This window comes from Spiractinospora alimapuensis, from assembly GCF_018437505.1.
Taxonomy (GTDB): Bacteria; Actinomycetota; Actinomycetes; order Streptosporangiales; family Streptosporangiaceae; genus Spiractinospora; species Spiractinospora alimapuensis.
This window is the reverse complement of the sequence record NZ_CP072467.1, coordinates 2,901,271-2,919,243: the sequence shown is the minus strand read 5'-3', so window position 1 is coordinate 2,919,243 and position 17,973 is coordinate 2,901,271. Positions and strand designations below refer to the sequence as shown.

The following is a 17,973-nucleotide window of genomic DNA, read 5'->3' as shown; positions in this document are numbered from 1 at the left end:
GGTGAGGACGATCGTGGCGGCTGCCGACGGAATCGGGGCGAGGGACCGTGGGGACCGCTCCATCGCGCACGTATTGCTGATCGCGAGCGCCGCGGCGATGGGTGGGTTCCTGTTCGGCTACGACTCCTCCGTGATCAACGGGGCCGTCGACGCGATCCAGTCCCACTTCCAGACCACCGCCGCGCTGATCGGCTTCACGGTGGCCGCGGCGCTCATTGGGTCCGCGTTGGGGGCCGGCGTCGCCGGTCCCCCTGGCCGACCGGCTCGGACGGATCCGGGTCATGCAGATCGCGGGTGTGCTGTTCGCGGTGAGCGCGATCGGGTCGGCGTTGCCCTTCGCCATCTGGGACCTGGCCTTCTGGCGGGTCGTGGGTGGTGTCGCCATCGGGATCGCCTCGGTGATCGCGCCGACCTACATCGCCGAGGTCTCGCCGCCCGCCTACCGAGGGCGGCTCGCGTCCCTGCAGCAACTGGCCATCGTGGTGGGCATCGCCCTCGCCCAGCTCGTCAACTACATGATCGCGATCGCCGCCGGCGGGAGCGCGCTGGGAGAGTTGGGGCCGCTCCAAGCGTGGCAGTGGATGCTCGGGGTGGAACTGCTGCCGGCCCTGCTCTACATCGGACTGAGCTTCGTCATCCCGGAGTCGCCGCGACATCTGGTCCGGATCGGCCGGGACGACCAGGCGCGTCAGGTGCTGCGTGAGGTCGAGGGGGGCGACGTCGACCGTCGGGTCGCCGAGATCAGGGCGGCGCTCGGCTCGGAGGTGCGTCCGCGGCTGCGGGACCTCCGGGGACGTTACGGCCTGATGGGGGATCGTCTGGGTCGGCATGGGGCTGTCGGCGTTCCAACAGTTGGTCGGCATCAACGTCATCTTCTACTACTCCACATCCCTGTGGAACTCGGTCGGGATCCAGGAGGACAGCTCGCTGCTGTTCAGCCTGTTCCAGTCCCTCGTCAACATCGTGGGAACGTTCATCGCGATCGCACTCGTCGACCGGGTCGGCCGTAAGCCCCTGCTCCTCGTCGGTTCGGTCGGGATGGCGATCGGTCTGGCCGTCACCTCCTTCGCGTTCAGCAACGCCGAGGTCGCCGGGGACAACGCCTCGCTGCCGTTCGAGTGGGGCATCGTCGCCCTGGTCTCCGCCAGCTTCTTCGTCCTCTTCTTCGCCCTATCCTGGGGCGTCGTCGTCTGGGTACTGCTCGGCGAGATGTTCCCCCTGCGGGTGCGCGCCGCCGCGATGGCGGTCGCCACGGCGACCCAGTGGATCGCCAACTGGCTCGTCACCGTCAGCTTCCCGCAGTTGCGGGACTGGAACCTCTCCGGCGCCTACGCCGTCTACACGGTCTTCGCGGTGCTCTCCTTCTTCTTCGTCCTGCGCTACGTCCGCGAGACCAAGGGCCGCACCCTGGAGTCCATGTAGGCGGGGACTTCGTCAACAAGCTGTGGACAACCCACGGCCAGCGGAGCGATCGGTCTAGACTGAACCACCGTTGCGAAAGTTGGTTTCACCAGTGAGGGTTTCACTGGTGAGGGTTCCATATTTGGATGTCTTCATGTCCGGTTTCTTTGGTCGCCATCGGGAGATGGCGATCCTGCAGCGCCAGTTGAGTCGCGTCGAGCAGGGAGGGCGCGCGGATCGTCCCGGACGCGCGTTGTTGATTCGCGGCCGGCGCCGTGTCGGCAAGTCACGGTTGGTCGAAGAGTTCGTCGAGCGGTCGGGGGCGCCATCGGTGTTCTTCACCGCCTCCGCCCAGCCGATGGTGGCGACGGACCTGCGTCTGTTCGGCGAGGCCGTGGAGGACTCGGACCTGCCCGGGGCAGAGCTCTTCCGCGATCAGGTGCCACAGTCGTGGGACGCGAGCCTTCGACTCTTGGCCCGCGTTCTCCCTACGGACCGACCCAGCGTTGTGGTCCTGGACGAGATGCCCTATCTCATCGCGAACGATCCCGGCTTCGAGGGCACGCTGCAGAAGATCTTTGATCGTGAACTATCCCGCCTTCCAGTTCTGCTCATCGGTGTTGGCTCCGATCTGGCGATGATGGAAGCCCTCAATGACTACGGGCGGCCATTCCACCAGCGCGCGACCGAGCTCGTCGTTCCACCTCTCACTCCAGCCGACGCTTCGGCGATGCTGGGACTGTCGGCGGCGGAGGCCTTCGACGCACACCTTGTTTCCGGCGGATTGCCGCTGATCCTCGATGAGTGGCCGCGCGGCGCGTCGGTCGCGGCCTATCTCAGGGATGCTCTCGCGGACCCTACTTCCGCACTACTCGTCAGTGGTGAGCGGACATTGGCCGCGGAGTTTCCCGCGGAGAGCCACGCTCGTCTCGTTCTGGGGGCCATCGGCACCGGAGAGAGAACGTTTTCCACCATCGCCCGCGCCGCTGGTGACATGCCGCAGGCGACACTGACACGTGCGTTGCATCTCCTCGCCGACAAGCGGGTCATCGACGCCGTGACACCGTTGTCCACGAAGCCCTCACGGGAGACGCGCTATTTCGTGGCGGACCCACATCTGAGATTCTGGCTCGCCTTCGTGGATCAGTCTCTCGCGGACATCGAACGTGGACGTGGCGACCTGGCCATGCGCCGTATCGACGCCTCGTGGACCACGTGGCGTGGTGGTGCGATCGAGCCGGTCGTGCGGGAGGCCCTGCGTCGCCGCCCGGAGTTGATGCCCGAGGGGACAGCGGTCGTCGGTGGGTACTGGACGCGGAGCAACAACCCCGAGATCGATCTCGTGGGCGCGGACCGGGGCCCCGTCGCACGGCGAGTGACGTTTCTCGGTTCCATCAAGTGGCGGGAGAATCGGGGGTTCGGTACGGGTGACCTCGCGGAGTTGGTCGGGCACCGATCCAAGATGCCCGGAGCTGATGCCGATACCCCACTTCTGGCCGTTACCCGCACCGGCGAAGGCGACGGCCTGCCCGTGCTGGGGCCGGACGACCTCATTACGGCGTGGGCGTATCCGGAGAGTGGTGAGTAGGCTTCCGCTCGGATGGCGACGGAATCGGGGTGTACGTGGACAGCGACGGCGAGCTGCTCGCGCGCGTCGTCTCCGGGGATGAGCAGGGGCTGCGCGGGCTGTACGAGCGGCACGCCGGGGGCATGCTGCGGCTGCTGTACCGGCTCACCTCCGATCGCGGGGTCGCCGAGGAGCTGTTGCAGGAAGCGTGGCTCGCCGTGTGGACATCCGCGGGCAGCTACCAGGGGTCGGCCTCGGTGCGGGCCTGGCTGCTGGGGGTAACCCGGCGCCAGGCACACAACCGGTTGCGGCGGCACCAGGTTCCGACGGTCGAGATCGAGGCGGCCCCGGAGCCCGCGGACACCACGACCGACGTCGAGGCACAGGTCCTGGCCGCCGCCGGCCGGGAGGAAATTCTCGCGGCGATCGGTCGGTTGCCAGAGACACATCGTGAGGTCGTGGTGTTCGCTCTGGTGGAAGAGTTGCCCTACGCCGACATCGCCGAGGTGATGGGTGTTCCGGTCGGCACGGTCAAGAGCCGGATGGCCAAGGCACGACGCTTGCTGGCGGCCCAGCTACCCGGAGAGCGGGTGAACTGACATGACGCACTTGGACGAGGAGGCGCTCACCCGTGCCGGAGCGCACGCCGACGCGCGTCTGTCCGGCGCGGAGCGGGAACACTTGGCTTCCTGTGCCCACTGCCGCGCCCAGGTGGACGGGACCGCCCAGCTCGCCGCCGCGCTGCGAGCCGAGGCCACGCCGCCAGCCGTCCCGTCGTTCGACGCGCTCGTCGCACCACACCTCACGCCGCGCTCCGCCGAGGCCCCGGTCCCCGCACCCACGATCTCCGCCGGTCGGGCGCTGCGGCTCGCCGGCGCGGTGGCGCTGCGTCAGGCCCGCCTGGTGCCCAGGGCGCTGTGGTGGGGGACGGCCGGAGGGTTCGCGGCACTGGCCCTCGCCCTCCTCGTCGCACCCGGCGTCGCCGGGGAGTACCTGGTTCCCGCCATCATCGCGATCGTCACGATCGCCGGAGTCGCCGTGAACGACCCACGGCGGGATCCACGCCAAGAGGCCCTGTACACGATGCTCGTTCCGCCCGTGGCGGTGTGGCTCTCCCGACTGGCACTCGTCCTGGGCGCCGTGCTTGGCTTGGGGCTGGCCGTCTCGGCCCTCGCCGCCGCTTTCCCCGGAGCGGGCCAACCCGTCGCCTCCCTCATCGGGGCGTGGATGACACCCGCCCTGCTCGGCGTCAGTCTGACCGTCTTCGGAGCGGTGTGGCGCTCGCCCGCCGTCGGCCTGGTGTTCGGCGCCGCCTCGTGGGCGCTCGCCGTGGCGTCGATCCACGGAGCCTTGGCATCGACCCGTCTGGGAACGGTGGCGACGCTTCTCTGGGGGAGTCACGCGCTCGTGCTGGTCCTCGCCACGGTCGCGCTGGGGGCCGCCGCGCGGCTAGTGGCGCGGCCCGCCCGTGCCCTGGGGTGACCGGGGAGAACGTGTTCCCATCAGCGGAGAAACGCCAGGGTGGTCCTGGGTTGGTCCTCGCCCTGGCCTGGCGCGTGGTGATGACGTCGCCCGGTTCGACTCCTGATGCCACGCCTTCGAGCGCGTTGCTCCCGTTGCCGGTCGGGAACGGGAGAAGTGCGCGAGCTGAGGTCCGTGGTCCGTGGCGCGCCCGTTTGGTGGGCGCCATGGTGGTGGGTTCGCCGTGGGGTGTGCCCTGGGTGAGTCCTACGGGGCGGGCCCCCCCGGGGGGCCCGCCCCGTAGGTGGCGTCCCGGCGCGGTCGCGGTAGTGGTGCCGTCCGGTGGCGTTCACGGACGGGCAGACTGGGGAGGGCACCAGGTGGACCGGCGGGGTTCGCGCCTCCCGGACCCGGTCGAACCAGGTCGCGGCCGTGACCGTCGCCCGCGTCTGGTGGTCCACATGCCGTGGACCCCGCTGGTGGCCCGCCGGAAGGTGGCGTTCCGGCGTTGGTGTCGTTCGGTGGCGTTCGCGGCCGGGCAGGCTGGGGAGGGCACCAGGTGGACCGGCGCGGTTCGCACCGCCGTCCACCTCGGTCGTCGTGGGGGGACTCCCGGGTGCGGCCGCGCTCGTCGCCCGCGTTCGGTGGCTCCCCACATGCCGCGACCCCGCTGACCGAAGGGAGGACCGTGCACATCAGCGCGAAGGACGTGCGGTACCGGTATCGGCGCGGTCCCGCCCTGTCCGGTGTGACGGTGGAAATCCCGGCTGGGGTCTGCGGGGTACTCGGGCCCAACGGCGCCGGGAAGACCACGTTGCTCCGGCTGCTCACGGGCATCCTGCGTCCCAGGGCCGGCACGCTGCGCGTCGGTGGCCACGAGACACGCACCGTACGGGGGCGTCGGGCCGTACGGCGGCTCGCCGGGTATCTTCCCGAGGCTCCGGGACCACATCCGCACCTCTCGGTGCGCGAGTGTCTGGACTACGCCGCGTTGCTGAACGGGGATGACGACGCCGAACACCGGCGCCACCAGGTCGGACGACTGATGGATCGACTCGACCTCACCGTGTCGGCCCGCGCCCGGGTCGGGGAACTCTCCACCGGGGCGCGGCAACGGGTCGGGGTGGCCCAAGCCCTGGTCGGGGATCCCCGGCTCCTGGTGCTGGACGAACCGACGGCCGGGCTCGACCCCCTGCACCGGCGCCAGTTGCGTGACCTCGTCGCCGAGCTCGGGCGGGACATTACGGTGGTGCTCTCGACCCACGTTCTCGGTGACGTGGCCAGTGTCTGTAGCCAGGTCGTGCTGCTGCGGGCCGGCGGGCTGGTGCTGTCCGGAACCGTCGACGACCTCGCTCGACATGCCCCGGATGGAGGCGACCTGGAGCAGGGGTACGTCGCGCTGGTGGGTGCCGGGGAGAGTTTCTCGCCGGATCCGTGAACCGCGTCGCCTCCGCGCGCTACGTACTACGCGACGACGCCAACAACCCGTCGGGCACGGGAGCGCGAGGAGAGGCGATGACAGGATCGACGCAAGGGCCGGCCGGCGCCGCGAGGACGGCCGCACCCACGGAGGGCGCCACGGACGCGCCTTCCGTGGGCACCGTGTTCGGGACCGAGTTGCTGCGGGCGCGGCGAGGTTTCCCGCTGTGGTTCAGCATCGGTCTCCCCACGGCACTCATCCTCCCGCTCGGGCTGGTCTCCGCCTTCGCGCCGGAGGCCCGGGAGAACGCGGTGTGGGAGATCTGGCTGCGGGTGGTGCTCATGTTCTGGGGCATCCTCCTGCCGATGGGCGCCGCCTTGTACGCCGGCGTGTCCGTGCGCCAGGACGACGACGCCCGCCGCCTCCTCTACTCCTACGCCTTTCCCCGCGGTCGCCTGCTCCTGGGCAAGTACCTCGCGCTCGCGACGCTGGGGCTGCTGTCCTCCCTCCTCCTCGTGGTGCTTCTGACCGGGCTCGCCCTCGGGTTCGGCGAACTCGACACCATGGCGCGGGTGGTCATGGGCAGCCTCCTGCCCTGGGCGGCCGGCCTGGGGACACTCGCGTTGTGCCTCGTCATCGCGCACGCCTGGGGCTTCACCGCGACGATGTGCACGGGCGTGGCCGGGATGATGTTCGGCGCGTTGCTCGCCGACAAGGTCGTCTGGTGGTTGATCCCGCTGGCCTGGCCGATGCGCATGGTCGTGCCCATCGCCGGGGTCGAGGCGTCCGGGGTGCCGCTTCCCGACACCCATCCGCTGCACGACATGACCGTCGTACCGATCGGGATCGGGCTCTCACTCACTCTCGCGGTCGTCCTGCTGGCGGTCGGCGCGCGCCACGTCAAGCGGAAGGAACTGTGATGACCGAAGCGTTGCGCGTCTCCGGAGTCAGTAAGACCCTGGGCCGGCATCCCGCCCTCCAGGGTGTCGAGCTCACCGTGCGTACCGGTGAGGTCTACGGACTGCTGGGGCCAAACGGTGCCGGCAAGACCACCCTGATGAAGACCATCGCGGGGCTGCTCCGGCAGGAGTCCGGTACGATCTCGGTCTTCGGGCGGCCGTTGGGCAGCGAGTCCCGCCGTGGCCTCGGCACCCTGATCGACGGACCGGGACTGTGGCCACGGATGAACGCCGAGGAGCACGTACGGGTCCACGCACGGCTCCGCGGTGTTCCCGAGGAGTGGGGTCGTGCGGCGCTCCACACCGTCGGGATGGCCGACATCGCCAGGCGGCGCGTCTCCGCCTACTCGCTGGGGATGCGCTGGCGGCTGGGCATCGCGCTCGCGCTCGTGGCGCGCCCACGACTCCTGGTGCTGGACGAGCCCACCAACGGGCTCGACCCCATCGGTATGCGGGACATGCGCGAGCTGCTGCGCCGGCTCGCGGAGAACGGCATCACCGCCTTCGTGTCCAGCCACCAGCTTGACCAGATCGCGCGCACCTGCGACCGAGTCGGCGTGCTCGTCGCGGGAAGCACCCACTACGAGGGCCCCCTCAGCGGCCTCGCCTCCGACGGTGACCTGGAGCAGGGCTTCCTCGACCTCGTCACCCGGGCGGGCACCGCGCTTCGTTAGCGGCCCCCCGGACGCGCCAGCGGCCCGAGGGCCAGCGGTCCGGAGGGCCGCTGGCCCCGGGGGGTGGCGGACACCAACTGGTGCCCGCCACCCCCCGATCCCGATCAGTCGGGGGCCTCCGCGCTCCTCTTGATGGCGGCGAGACGGCGATCCCACACGGCGGCCATGCGCCGTAGGTCGTGCCCGAGTTCGTTCAGGCGGGCACCCACCGCGTGGAACACGACCGCGCGCCCGTGCCGGTCGGCCTCCACCAGTCCGACCTCCCGCAGGACGTCGAGGTGCTTCACGATCGCCTGACGCGACACCGGGAACTCCTGGCTGAGTTCCGAGGCCGACGCGGGGGAGCGCCCCACCCGCTGGAGGACCGCCCACCGCGTCTCGTCGGCCAAGGCCGCGAAGGTGGTGGTGAGTTGGGGGGAGTCGGTCATTTCCTCACTGCCCTCCGTTGGTCGGGGATTCGAGGAGGACGCGGGCCAGGCCCAGCTCCTCTTCCCAGCCCGCGGTGTTCTCCTCCACCTTCCGGCGTCGTTCGCTCTCCGACACCGACAGCGTCGAGAAGCCGCTCTCCGTCACGTGGAGCGAGACGCCGGAGTCGGCGTGCTCCTCGATCCGGAACTCGACCAGCGTCGACCCGTCCTCGCCGGCGTTCTCCCCCTTGCCGCTCAACCACCGGAACGCCGCGTAGCGGGGCGGGTCCAGTGTGAGGGTGCGGACCTGGAAGTCGCCGAACGGGCGGACGTGGACCCGGTGCAGACCGTCCCCGAGGTCCTCGGTCTCGTGGTCGACGATGGTGCCGTCGTTGATGAACCAGCCCGGTCGGGAGATCAGCTCCCAGACCCGCTGGGCGGGCGCGGCGATGTCCACCTGACGTTCGATTCGGTCCAGTGTGTCGTTCACGGTGTCTCCTTTGATCATTTGTGCAACCCCAGAGTTGCACAAAAGGATCTTCTGTGCAACCCCTGGGTTGCATGCCGATGGTCGGTTCGCGTGGGGCGCCACGAGGGGTCGTGGGTGATGCGCAGGCGATTGCGGGATCGAACTGACATATGCGTAGAATGTGCGCTGTTCGGATGTGGCTCGCGGATTCGTGATCCGGATTTGATGTGTATCGCGTAGTGGGCCGCATCCCCCTCGACGAACGGGAGCGGAGAATGACAGGACGGGTCGCCGGCAAGGTCGCGTTCATCACGGGTGTCGCGCGGGGGCAGGGGCGCAGCCACGCCGTGCGTCTCGCCGAGGAGGGCGCGGACGTCATCGGCACGGACATCTGTGGCCCCGTGGGAGCGACCTCCGACTACTATCCGCCGGCCACACGGGAGGATCTCGCCGAGACCGTCCGTCAGGTCGAGGCCCTCGGGCGACGCATCATCGTCCGCGAGGCCGACGTCCGTGACTACGAGGCGACGAAACGCGCCCTGGACGAGGGCGTCGCCGAACTCGGGCGGCTGAACGTCGTCGTCGCGAACGCCGGGATCTTCCAGTTCGGTGACCAGGTACACCTGACCTCCGCGGAGGCCTGGCGCGACACCATCGACGTCAACCTCACCGGCGTCTTCAACACCTGCAAGGCAGCCCTCCCGCACCTGCACGAGGCCGACCGCGGTGGCTCGATCGTCCTCATCTCCTCCGACGCCGGCTTCAAGGGGATGCCGAACATCGGGCACTACGTCGCCTCCAAGCACGGCGTCATCGGACTCATGCGCACTCTCGCGCTGGAGAACGCCGAGCACGCGATCCGGGTCAACGCCGTGTGCCCCACCAACTGCGACACCGACATGATCCAGAACGAGCCGATGTACAAGCTGTTCCTCCCCGCGCACGACAAGCCCACGCGTGACGAGTTCGCCGAGGTGGCCGCGACGATGACCGCCCTGCCCGTTCCCTGGGTGGACGCCAGGGACATCTCTAACGCGGTGCTCTTCCTCGCCTCCGAGGAGGCGCGCTACGTCACCGGCGTGGCCCTCCCGGTGGACGCCGGCGTCGCCGTGAAGTAGCGGGTGCGTCGTGGCCCGGGCGTCGCGATGCGCGGCGGGCCACGACGCTACGATCGGTGGGGTGAGACCGGTCAGCAGCCCGCCGCGGGCCACACCCGACGTGCCACTGGACCAGATCGACCGCGAGATCCTGCGGATCCTCCAGGGCAACGGGCGCGCACCCTACCGCGAGATCGCCCGCGAGCTCGGGGTCTCCGAAGGAACGGTCCGTAACCGGGTCAACCGACTGCAGTCGGACGGCGTGCTCACCATCGCCGCCATCACCGACCAGTTCGCCCTCGGCTACCGGGTGACCGCCTTCTGCCTGATCCGGGTCCAGGTCGGATACCAGGCGTCGGTGGTCGAGGAGCTCTCCCGGTGGGACGACGTCATCTACGTCTCCTCCTGCACCGGTCGGGCCGACCTCTACATCCAGGTCGTGTGTCGGGACCACGAACACCTCTGGGAGCTGCTGACCCAGCGCCTGCCGTCCGTCGAGGGCGTCGCGGACGTCGAGACGTTCCAGGAGATCAAGCTGCACAAGGTCTCCTACGTCTACCCCAACTTCGGCGAGGGCGCCGCCGGCCCCGTGTCGGAGTGACCACGTGGACGGCGCCCCACGCCGTCGCGGTGGTTGGTGAACGGACCGGTTCGAACGGCTGACCAGCACACCCCAATCTTGACACTGGATAGATTTGCCCTAATCTTGTCACTGTCAAGATTGGACGTGCCCGAGGGGGTGCCCAATGGTGCCGTTCGCCGTGTTTCTGGTGGCGACACTTCTGTTCCGCGGGCTCGGTGCCGGGGGAGTCGCCCGCTTCGCCCAGTGGCGCGTCAGTGCCGCGCATGGTCTCTCCGTCATGCTGCTGGTGACCGCGGCGGCCCACTTCGTGCCTTCGTCGGTGACCGTGATGCCGAACCACGCCGACATGGTCGCCCTGGTGCCGCCCCAGGTGCCGTTCCCCGAGGTGGCCGTGATCGCGACCGGCGGTCTCGAGGTCGCGGCAGCCGTCGGCCTCGTGATGGACCGGACGCGGCGCTGGGCGGGCATGGGGATCGCGTTGTTGTTCCTCGTGATGTTCCCGGCCAACGTCTACGCCGCGCTCGACCCCGCGCAGGTGGACGCCACGCCCCTGTGGATCCGGGCGCCACAGCAGGCCGTCTACGTCGCCGTCGCGCTCTGGGTCGCCGGCGCGACTCGATGGATGCCCCGCACGGGTCAACGGAGGGCGTCAGACACCGCGGATGATCCCGCCACCGCTGCCGTCGGTTCCGTGCGCCAGTGAGGACGAGACGCGCCGGCGATCGCGGACCCGACCTGTCCGCCACGCTCTCTATGGTCGGTCCATGTCCCACACGGCCCAGCGGCTCACCGCGCGTCAACTCAACCGTGCCACCCTGCACCGGCAGATGCTGCTCTCCCGGGCCGACCTGCCCGTCGTCCCAGCGGTCGAACACCTGCTGGGACTGAACGCGCAGGACCCCAACCCGCCGTACCTGGCCCTGTGGAGCCGCCTCACCGCGTTCCGGATCCAGGACCTCACCGAGGGCATCGAAAGCCACGCCCTGGTGCGGTCGACGATGATGCGGGCCACCCAGCACCTGGTATCGACGGCGGACTTCCCGTTCCTCCGCGCCGCGTTGGCACCTCTGCTGCGGCGGGTCCAACGCACCGCGTTCGGCTCCCGCACTCGGGGCGTCGACCTCGAGGCGCTGGTCACCGAGGCCCGCGAGATCCTCGCCGCGGAGAAGGTGTTGACCCGGCCGATGCTGGGCCGGCTGCTGGCACAGAGTCGGCCCGGCGTCGAACCCTCGGCCTTGGGCTGGAGCGTGCAGTACCTGTTGCCCCTCATCCACCCGGCCCCCAGCGGGACCTGGAACGTGCGGGGCGCCACCCCGTTCGCCCTCGCCGACTGGACCGGTGTGCGTTCGGCCGCCACGAAGGAAGACGTGCGCCGGCTCGTGCACCGGTATCTGGCGGCCTTCGGCCCGGCGAGCGTGCCCGATGCCCGTGTCTGGTCGGGCGCGCCGGGGCTACGCGAGGTGTTCGCGGAGCTTCGCCCCGAGCTACGGGTCTTCCGGGACGAGGAGGGAAGGGAGCTCTACGATCTCCCCGACGCGCCGCTGCCCCCGGAGGACACTCCCGCGCCGGTCCGACTCCTGCCCGAGTTCGACGCGACCGTGCTCGCGCACGCGGACCGCCGACGTGTCATGACCGACGAGGTGCGGGCGCTGGTGTGCGACGGGGCGGCGGTCGCGGCGACGGTGTTGGTCGACGGCACGGTGGCGGGAACCTGGACGCGAACCTCCGGCAAGGACACGGCGGCCGTCACCGTGCGTGCGATCCGCCCTCTGACCGAAGAGGAACGCGCGAACATCGAGTCGGAGGCGCACCGGCTGCTGGGGTTCACCGACCCCGACGCGGGGGAGTGGGACGTGCGCGTGTCGCCGGCGGCCTGACCCGGCCATCTCTGGAGGTGGAAGTCGATAGCGCGGCCCACCCCTGGGTGGTAATGTCACGAGTTGTGACTGCCGGGTCGGCCATTGGCCAATACCGAGTGGGGCTCCCGGCCTCCTCGTGAGTTTCGGGCGGGCGCGCGGCCCGCCGTTTCCTCTCTCCGCGTGTAGCTGGCTCCCACTGGCGTATTCCGCTGCGTAGCCGCCGCGCGCGTTTCCTAGCGGGTCTCCGTTCTCTCGGGCGCCGCCTCTCCTGTGCCCGTACCGGGCATCGTGCTGACCATGCCACGCGGGCTTCCAGGCCAGCGCGGTGTGTCGCCCGTATCGCGTCCCCCGCCCTGACCGAGGGGACGAACCATCTGTTCTCTATTTCGCGAGGAGTCTATTTTTCGTGCCCAATTCCGCCCAGAATTTCAATCAGCGGGTCATCGAGGAGTTTCGCGCCAACCACGGTCGCGTTGGTGGAATGTTCGAGGGGGCTCGGCTGCTGCTGCTCACCACGACCGGTGCGCGCAGCGGCGAACCGCACACCACGCCACTCGGGTATCTCCACGGTGAGTCCGGCGAGATGATCGTCATCGCCTCGGCTGGTGGCGCTCCCACGCATCCCGCCTGGTACCACAACGTGCGGGCCAACCCGAAGGTGACGGTCGAAAGCGACAACTTCACCTACACCGCGGAGGCGCGCGTGCTGGTGGGGGAGGAACGCGACACCGTGTTCAGGCGGGCGGCCGTCGCCGATCCGGGCTGGCAGGAGTACCAGGACAACGCCGGACGGACGCTGCCCGTCGTGGCGCTCACCATGGTCGACGGTGGCCCGAACGCCGAAGGGGGGTGGGGGGACGCGCTCGTCGCCATCCACGCCACGTTCCGACGGGAGCTCGCCCTGGTGCGGGCGGAGGTGGCGGCCTCCGGGGGGTCGATCGGCGCGCAACTGCGGATCAACTGTCTCTCCGTGTGCGAGGGGCTGCACACGCACCACCACCACGAGGACGCCGGAGTGTTCCCCTCCTTGGCGGAGGGCAACCCCGAACTACGACCCGCCCTGGAGCGTCTCGGCGAGGAACACAAGGAGATCGCGCGGTTGGTGGACGAACTACAGGCCGTGATCCGGGAGGACGATCGCACGCCCGCTGAGCTGCTGGCGACCGTTGATCGGTTGATCGCCGACCTGGAGGCGCACCTGGACTACGAGGAGGAGCACCTCGTCCCCGTCCTCAACGGTCTCTCGCTGGACGGCTAGGAGCTCGGGCGCCGGTCCGGGGAGGGCGGAGCGAACCTCCACACTCCCCGGGCAGGCGGCCTTCCGCCGCTGATCGGTGTGCACCCCCGCCGCGCCGGGCAGTCACCTAGTGAGTGGTGGCCACGCCACATGGGGGGTACGTACCGTGCGCATCGCGTCCGTCGTGGGTGTCCTCGTCGTCCTCTGGCTGTTGATCGGAGTCGCCGCCGCTTGGCAACGCGGCTACCTGATCACCGAGGACGCAAGCTGCGCCAGCGTGGGCAGCACGGTCACCACGATCCTGATCGGCCCACTGAACTATGTCGGGGTGAACCCGGCGGTCGACTGTTCGGAGTGGGACGTCCCCCAGCCCTCGCAGTAGCAGCCGACGAGAACCCGCCGGGCGTCACACGCCCGGCGGTCGGTCACGCCCCGCGGGACTCCGCGACACGACGCATCCAGTACCGGAACCAGTCCGGGCCGTAGGGGACGTACACCCGCACGGGAATCCCGCGTTCGACCAGGTCGTCGCGGATCTCGGGACGGACACCGAGGAGCTGCTCCACCGGCAACGGCCCCAGGCCCGCCAACAACGCCTCACGCACCACCCCGTCGTGTGTGGCCAGGCAGAACTCGGCCCCGCGTTCGGCTAGTCGATGTGCCAGACGGAGGTAGGCGATGTCGGTCTCCTCGCCGTAGGACAGCGCATCACTCGCAGGCTCGACGAAGGCGCCCTTCACCAACCGCACGTGGACCCCGGCGTCCACGAGGCGTTCCACGTCCCTTGGCGAGCGACGCAGGTTGGCTTGCACCGTCGCCCCGAGCCGGTCACCCAGTCCCGCGGCGGCCGTGGCTGTCACACAGTCCAGGACGGCGTCCGCGCGACGCGCGTCCTCCGCCCCGACCTGGACGCGGTGTCCCGTGGGCACCGCACGGGTGATGGCGGTGAGGTAGTCCGCGCATCGGGCGGGGTCGATGTCCAGCCCAAGGTGGGAGAGGTCGATGGATATCCACGTGTTGGCCGGTAGGTCGGCGAGGCGTCCGGCGAGAGCGAGATAGTCGTCGCGGACGCGGTCGACGGTGGAGGCATCCCGCACCCACTCGCCGAACATGTCGACGCTGCTCGCGACCCCAGTCGCGCTGAGGCGTCCGACGACGGCGACCGCGTGGTCCAGCGTCGTTCCCGCGACGTACCGGGACGCCGCCCGGATCGCCAGACGTTCGGTCATGGTCGTTGACCTGACCGAACGTTCCCATCTCTCACTGGTGGCAAGCCTGAACAGAACCATCCGATCGAGTGTCATGCCGAATGATGACACACGGCCGACGGTGTCGCGGACCGGCCGGCGCCTCCCCCAGGGCGGGAGCGGGAGGCTACGATCCCGCCTGTTCCACGATCGCGCGCAGGGCCGCGACATGGTCCCGGTAGGCGGTGCGGCCCGTGGGGGTGAGGCGTAGCCACACGCGCTGGCGTGCGTTGCGAACGAACTTGGTCTGTTCCAAGTACCCGGAGTCCATCAGCACACTCACGTGCTTACTGAGAACCGACGCGCTGACCTGGAGTTGTTCCTGGACGAAACCGAACTCGGCGCGGTCGCTGGCGTCCAGCAGCGCGCAGATGCGCAGACGCTGTGGGGCGTGGATCGTGGAGTCGAACCCGTCAGTGGACGTGGACGGGGGCATCACTGGCTCTTCCTGTGGTTGTGGACCAGGCCGACACCGACGATGACGAGTCCGAGGACGACGGTGAAGGCCGACATGGCCCACTCCACCTCGAACTGGTTCTTCAGGACGGCGGCCGCGATCCCGGCCAGGCCACACGCGGTGGGTACGAGGACCAGCTGCTTCCAGGTCATTCGACCCTGCACACCCATGCGATATACCACGCGGGACATGAGCCAGCCCAGCGCGAGGAGCCAGGCCACCATGACACCCAGGAACGCCAGCGCACCGGGGAGTGAGCTCGGTGCCACAGTGCTCAGGGGGCCGATCGGGGCGGTCATGGCGCCCAGCGTGACGAAGTACCAAAGGGGGGTTCGGACCCGCGCGACAGCGGACCGCGTCTCCTCGATCGACGTGAGGGCGGCGGCCGCGTCCTTCGGGGTGGGAGGCGTGTCGTCCGGCGACTGTCCGTCAGTTTCCATATTGGAAATTGTCGGCGTTAGTTTCCAATATGTCAACTGAAGAGTGCTCGCCGTGGCCTGGATGCTCCTCTGCGGTGCCCCCGGGGGGTGTGTATCGCCCGCTGGGGCGTCTGAAAACCGGGACGAACCGTGAAATGTCGGCGGTATCGGGCAGTATTGGGCTCCCTCGGCGTGATGGGTGGGTGGGGTATGCCGGCGCCCGGTCGCGGTGGCGGTCAGGGGGGCGCCTCGGGTCGAAGTGCGTGGAGCCCGTCTGGCCTGGGGTGATGTGGCCCTTTGGGGGTGGGGTGGCGTGTGGTTGAGGTGTTCGTCTTGGCAAAATACCCCAAGGGGGTATATGGTGGCCGGCATGAGTGAGCGACACGATCACCACGACCCGGCGGAAGACCGCGAACCCGCGCACCACGGCGGCGCACACGCGGCGACCGCCGCGATGGACGCGCACCAGGGTCACGACCACGACACACACGGTGGGAACGTCGACCATGGCGACCACGGTCACCACCACGGGTCGGCGAACCAACGGTCCGAGCACCAGCACGCGGAGCACGGCCAGCACGGGGAGCACGCGGGCCACGCCGGGCATGGTGGCCACGGTGGACACAGCGGGCATGGAGATCACGGGGACCACGTGGGGCAGTTCCGGCGCCTGTTCTGGATCATGCTCGCCCTCGGCGCCCCGGTCGTGGCGTTCAACGACATGTTCGCGATGATCCTCGGCTACCAACCGCCGGACATGGCCTGGGTTCCCTGGGTCTCGCCGATCCTCGGCACCGTGGTCTACCTGTGGGGCGGGCAGCCGTTCCTCGCCGGGGCGTGGAGCGAGATCACCAGTCGCAAGCCGGGCATGATGCTCCTCATCGGGCTCGCGATCACCGTCGCCTTCGTCGCCTCGTGGGGCTCCAGCCTGGGCCTGCTCGGGCACGAACTGAACTTCTGGTGGGAGCTCGCGCTCCTGGTCGTGATCATGCTGCTCGGCCACTGGATCGAGATGCGGTCGCTGGCCCAGACCACGTCCGCGTTGGACTCGCTGGCGGCGCTGCTCCCGGACGAGGCCGAGCGGGTCGAGGGCGACGAGATCGTCACGGTCGCCCCGTCCGAGCTGACGCTCGGGGACGTCGTGGTGGTCCGCCCCGGTGGGTCGGTTCCCGCCGACGGCCGCATCATCGAAGGCACCGCCAGCATCGACGAGTCGATGGTGACGGGCGAGTCCCACCCGGTCCGGCGGACCGAGGGCGAACAGGTGGTCGCCGGAACGGTCGCGACCGACTCAGGGCTGCGTGTCCAGGTCACCGCCGTGGGGGACGAGACCGCCCTCGCCGGAATCCAACGCCTGGTCACCGACGCCCAGAACTCCTCCTCCCGTGCCCAGCGCCTCGCCGACACCGCCGCCGCCTGGCTCTTCTGGTTCGCGCTCGGGGCCGGCGTCATCACCGCCGCGATGTGGACGCTGTTCGGTATGCCGGACGCGGCCGTGGTGCGGACCATCACGGTGCTGGTCATCGCCTGCCCACACGCCCTCGGGCTCGCCATCCCGCTGGTGGTCTCCATCGCCACCGAGCGCGCGGCGCGCGGCGGTGTCCTCGTCAAGGACCGTCTCGCCCTGGAGAGCATACGGACCGTCGACACCGTGCTGTTCGACAAGACCGGCACCCTCACCAAGGGCGAGCCGACCGTGACCGGGGTCGAGGTCGTCGATGGCCACGACGAGAACGAGGTCCTCGCCCTCGCGGCCGCGGCCGAGTCCGACAGCGAACACCCCCTGGCTCGGGCGATCGTCAATGCGGCGCGGGCCCGGGAGCTGACGGTCGCCAAGGCGACCGGGTTCGAGTCCTCGCCGGCGGTGGGCGTCACCGCGACGGTGGCGGGGCGCACCGTCCGCGTCGGCGGGCCCGCGATGTTGCGGGAGGAGAACGGCTCCGAGCAGTCGGTCGCCGCGGAGTGGCGCACCGAGGGCGCGATCATCCTCCACGTCGTGGCCGACGGCGCGGTGGTCGGTGCGTTGCGCCTCGCCGACGAGATCCGTGAGGAGTCCCGCCAGGCCGTGGACGCCCTGCACGCACGCGGCGTCCAGGTCGTGATGATCACCGGCGACGCCGAGGCGGTCGCGCGGTCCGTCGCCGGTGAGCTCGGGATCGACCGGGTCTTCGCCGGAGTGCGGCCGGAGGACAAGTCCGCCAAGGTCGAGGAACTGCGGAAGGAGGGCCGCCGCGTCGCGATGGTCGGGGACGGCGTCAACGACGCGCCCGCCCTCGCCCAGGCCGACGTGGGGATCGCGATCGGCGCCGGTACCGACGTCGCCATCGCGTCCGCCGGGGTGATCCTCGCCAGCGACGACCCGCGGTCGGTGCTCTCGGTGATCGAGCTCTCCCGGGCCAGCTACCGCAAGATGAAGCAGAACCTCTGGTGGGCCGCGGGCTACAACCTGCTTTCGGTGCCGCTGGCGGCCGGCGTGCTGGCGCCCGTCGGGTTCGTCCTCCCGATGTCCGTCGGCGCGATCCTGATGTCGGCCTCGACCGTGGTGGTCGCGCTGAACGCCCAACTCCTGCGGCGTCTGGACCTCCGCCCCGAGGCCAGCGTGGGGGACGCCAAGGCGCACGCCCTGGCCGGCTAGTTCGGCTGGACCTCCTGGCGCGTCCAGCCCACCGCGCCCGCCCCGGTTGCCGGGGCGGGCGCGGTCGTTCGGTGTCCTACT

Annotated in this window: 18 protein-coding genes and 1 pseudogene; 14 read left to right on the top strand and 5 right to left on the bottom strand. The window is 69.8% G+C overall.

Annotation, left to right across the window (positions count from 1 at the left end):
- Positions 1–97: 97 nt before the first annotated feature.
- The 7 genes and pseudogenes from J4H86_RS13390 (at position 98) to J4H86_RS13360 (ending at position 7,482) form a co-directional block, all read left to right on the top strand.
- Positions 98–1,422, top strand: a pseudogene (locus J4H86_RS13390) (sugar porter family MFS transporter).
- 133 nt (positions 1,423–1,555) lie between these two features.
- Positions 1,556–2,989 (top strand): ATP-binding protein, encoded by a 1,434-nt coding sequence (locus J4H86_RS13385; protein WP_236543828.1) that lies wholly within the window; start codon positions 1,556–1,558, stop codon positions 2,987–2,989.
- Between the two features lie 29 nt (positions 2,990–3,018).
- Entirely contained in the window at positions 3,019–3,567 is a 549-nt protein-coding gene (locus J4H86_RS13380; RefSeq protein WP_330932529.1) for an RNA polymerase sigma factor, read from the top strand.
- Between the two features lies 1 nt (position 3,568).
- Positions 3,569–4,450, top strand: coding sequence for a zf-HC2 domain-containing protein (locus J4H86_RS13375; RefSeq protein ID WP_236543827.1), 882 nt, complete (start codon positions 3,569–3,571; stop codon positions 4,448–4,450).
- A 667-nt stretch (positions 4,451–5,117) separates the two neighbouring features.
- A complete protein-coding gene (locus tag J4H86_RS13370; RefSeq protein WP_236543826.1) occupies positions 5,118–5,867 on the top strand; it encodes an ABC transporter ATP-binding protein in 750 nt (249 codons plus the stop codon).
- A 77-nt stretch (positions 5,868–5,944) separates the two neighbouring features.
- The gene (locus J4H86_RS13365) at positions 5,945–6,769 is read left to right on the top strand and encodes an ABC-2 family transporter permease (protein ID WP_236543825.1); all 825 of its coding nucleotides are present in this window, start codon (positions 5,945–5,947) and stop codon (positions 6,767–6,769) included.
- Entirely contained in the window at positions 6,769–7,482 is a 714-nt protein-coding gene (locus tag J4H86_RS13360) for an ABC transporter ATP-binding protein (RefSeq protein WP_236543824.1), read from the top strand. Before J4H86_RS13365 ends, J4H86_RS13360 begins: the two co-directional genes overlap by 1 nt.
- A gap of 104 nt (positions 7,483–7,586) precedes the next feature.
- Here J4H86_RS13360 and J4H86_RS13355 read toward each other — a convergent pair whose 3' ends face one another.
- Positions 7,587–7,910, bottom strand: a complete 324-nt coding sequence (locus J4H86_RS13355) for an ArsR/SmtB family transcription factor (RefSeq protein WP_236543823.1) — start codon at positions 7,908–7,910, stop codon at positions 7,587–7,589.
- A 4-nt stretch (positions 7,911–7,914) separates the two neighbouring features.
- Positions 7,915–8,379, bottom strand: a complete 465-nt coding sequence (locus tag J4H86_RS13350; RefSeq protein ID WP_236543822.1) for an SRPBCC domain-containing protein — start codon at positions 8,377–8,379, stop codon at positions 7,915–7,917.
- A 254-nt stretch (positions 8,380–8,633) separates the two neighbouring features.
- On the opposite strand from J4H86_RS13350, the gene J4H86_RS13345 reads away from it, so the two are divergent.
- From J4H86_RS13345 to J4H86_RS13320, 6 genes are all read left to right on the top strand, one after another.
- Positions 8,634–9,476 carry a mycofactocin-coupled SDR family oxidoreductase gene (locus J4H86_RS13345; protein WP_236543821.1) on the top strand — a complete coding sequence of 281 codons (843 nt, stop codon included), beginning with the start codon at positions 8,634–8,636 and terminating at the stop codon, positions 9,474–9,476.
- A 61-nt stretch (positions 9,477–9,537) separates the two neighbouring features.
- On the top strand, positions 9,538–10,056 hold the full coding sequence (locus J4H86_RS13340) for an Lrp/AsnC family transcriptional regulator (RefSeq protein ID WP_236543820.1): 519 nt from the start codon (positions 9,538–9,540) through the stop codon (positions 10,054–10,056).
- Between the two features lie 145 nt (positions 10,057–10,201).
- The gene (locus tag J4H86_RS13335) at positions 10,202–10,741 is read left to right on the top strand and encodes a DoxX family protein (protein ID WP_236543819.1); all 540 of its coding nucleotides are present in this window, start codon (positions 10,202–10,204) and stop codon (positions 10,739–10,741) included.
- A 61-nt stretch (positions 10,742–10,802) separates the two neighbouring features.
- On the top strand, positions 10,803–11,915 hold the full coding sequence (locus J4H86_RS13330; protein ID WP_236543818.1) for a winged helix DNA-binding domain-containing protein: 1,113 nt from the start codon (positions 10,803–10,805) through the stop codon (positions 11,913–11,915).
- Between the two features lie 388 nt (positions 11,916–12,303).
- On the top strand, positions 12,304–13,155 hold the full coding sequence (locus J4H86_RS13325) for a nitroreductase/quinone reductase family protein (protein ID WP_236543817.1): 852 nt from the start codon (positions 12,304–12,306) through the stop codon (positions 13,153–13,155).
- A 145-nt stretch (positions 13,156–13,300) separates the two neighbouring features.
- Positions 13,301–13,516 carry a hypothetical protein gene (locus J4H86_RS13320; protein ID WP_236543816.1) on the top strand — a complete coding sequence of 72 codons (216 nt, stop codon included), beginning with the start codon at positions 13,301–13,303 and terminating at the stop codon, positions 13,514–13,516.
- Positions 13,517–13,559: 43 nt separating this feature from the next.
- On the opposite strand, the gene J4H86_RS13315 is transcribed toward J4H86_RS13320, so the two are convergent.
- The 3 genes from J4H86_RS13315 to J4H86_RS13305 all read right to left on the bottom strand — a co-directional run bounded on the left by J4H86_RS13315 (position 13,560) and on the right by J4H86_RS13305 (position 15,278).
- Positions 13,560–14,363, bottom strand: a complete 804-nt coding sequence (locus J4H86_RS13315) for a proline dehydrogenase family protein (RefSeq protein ID WP_236543815.1) — start codon at positions 14,361–14,363, stop codon at positions 13,560–13,562.
- A 145-nt stretch (positions 14,364–14,508) separates the two neighbouring features.
- Entirely contained in the window at positions 14,509–14,817 is a 309-nt protein-coding gene (locus tag J4H86_RS13310) for a transcriptional regulator (RefSeq protein ID WP_236543814.1), read from the bottom strand.
- Complete coding sequence (locus J4H86_RS13305) at positions 14,817–15,278, bottom strand: hypothetical protein (protein WP_236543813.1); 462 nt, start codon at positions 15,276–15,278, stop codon at positions 14,817–14,819. The genes J4H86_RS13310 and J4H86_RS13305 overlap by 1 nt, the downstream gene beginning before the upstream one ends.
- A 349-nt stretch (positions 15,279–15,627) precedes the next feature.
- Between J4H86_RS13305 and J4H86_RS13300 the strand changes: the two genes are divergently transcribed.
- Positions 15,628–17,892, top strand: coding sequence for a heavy metal translocating P-type ATPase (locus tag J4H86_RS13300; protein WP_236543812.1), 2,265 nt, complete (start codon positions 15,628–15,630; stop codon positions 17,890–17,892).
- Positions 17,893–17,973 lie beyond the last annotated feature (81 nt).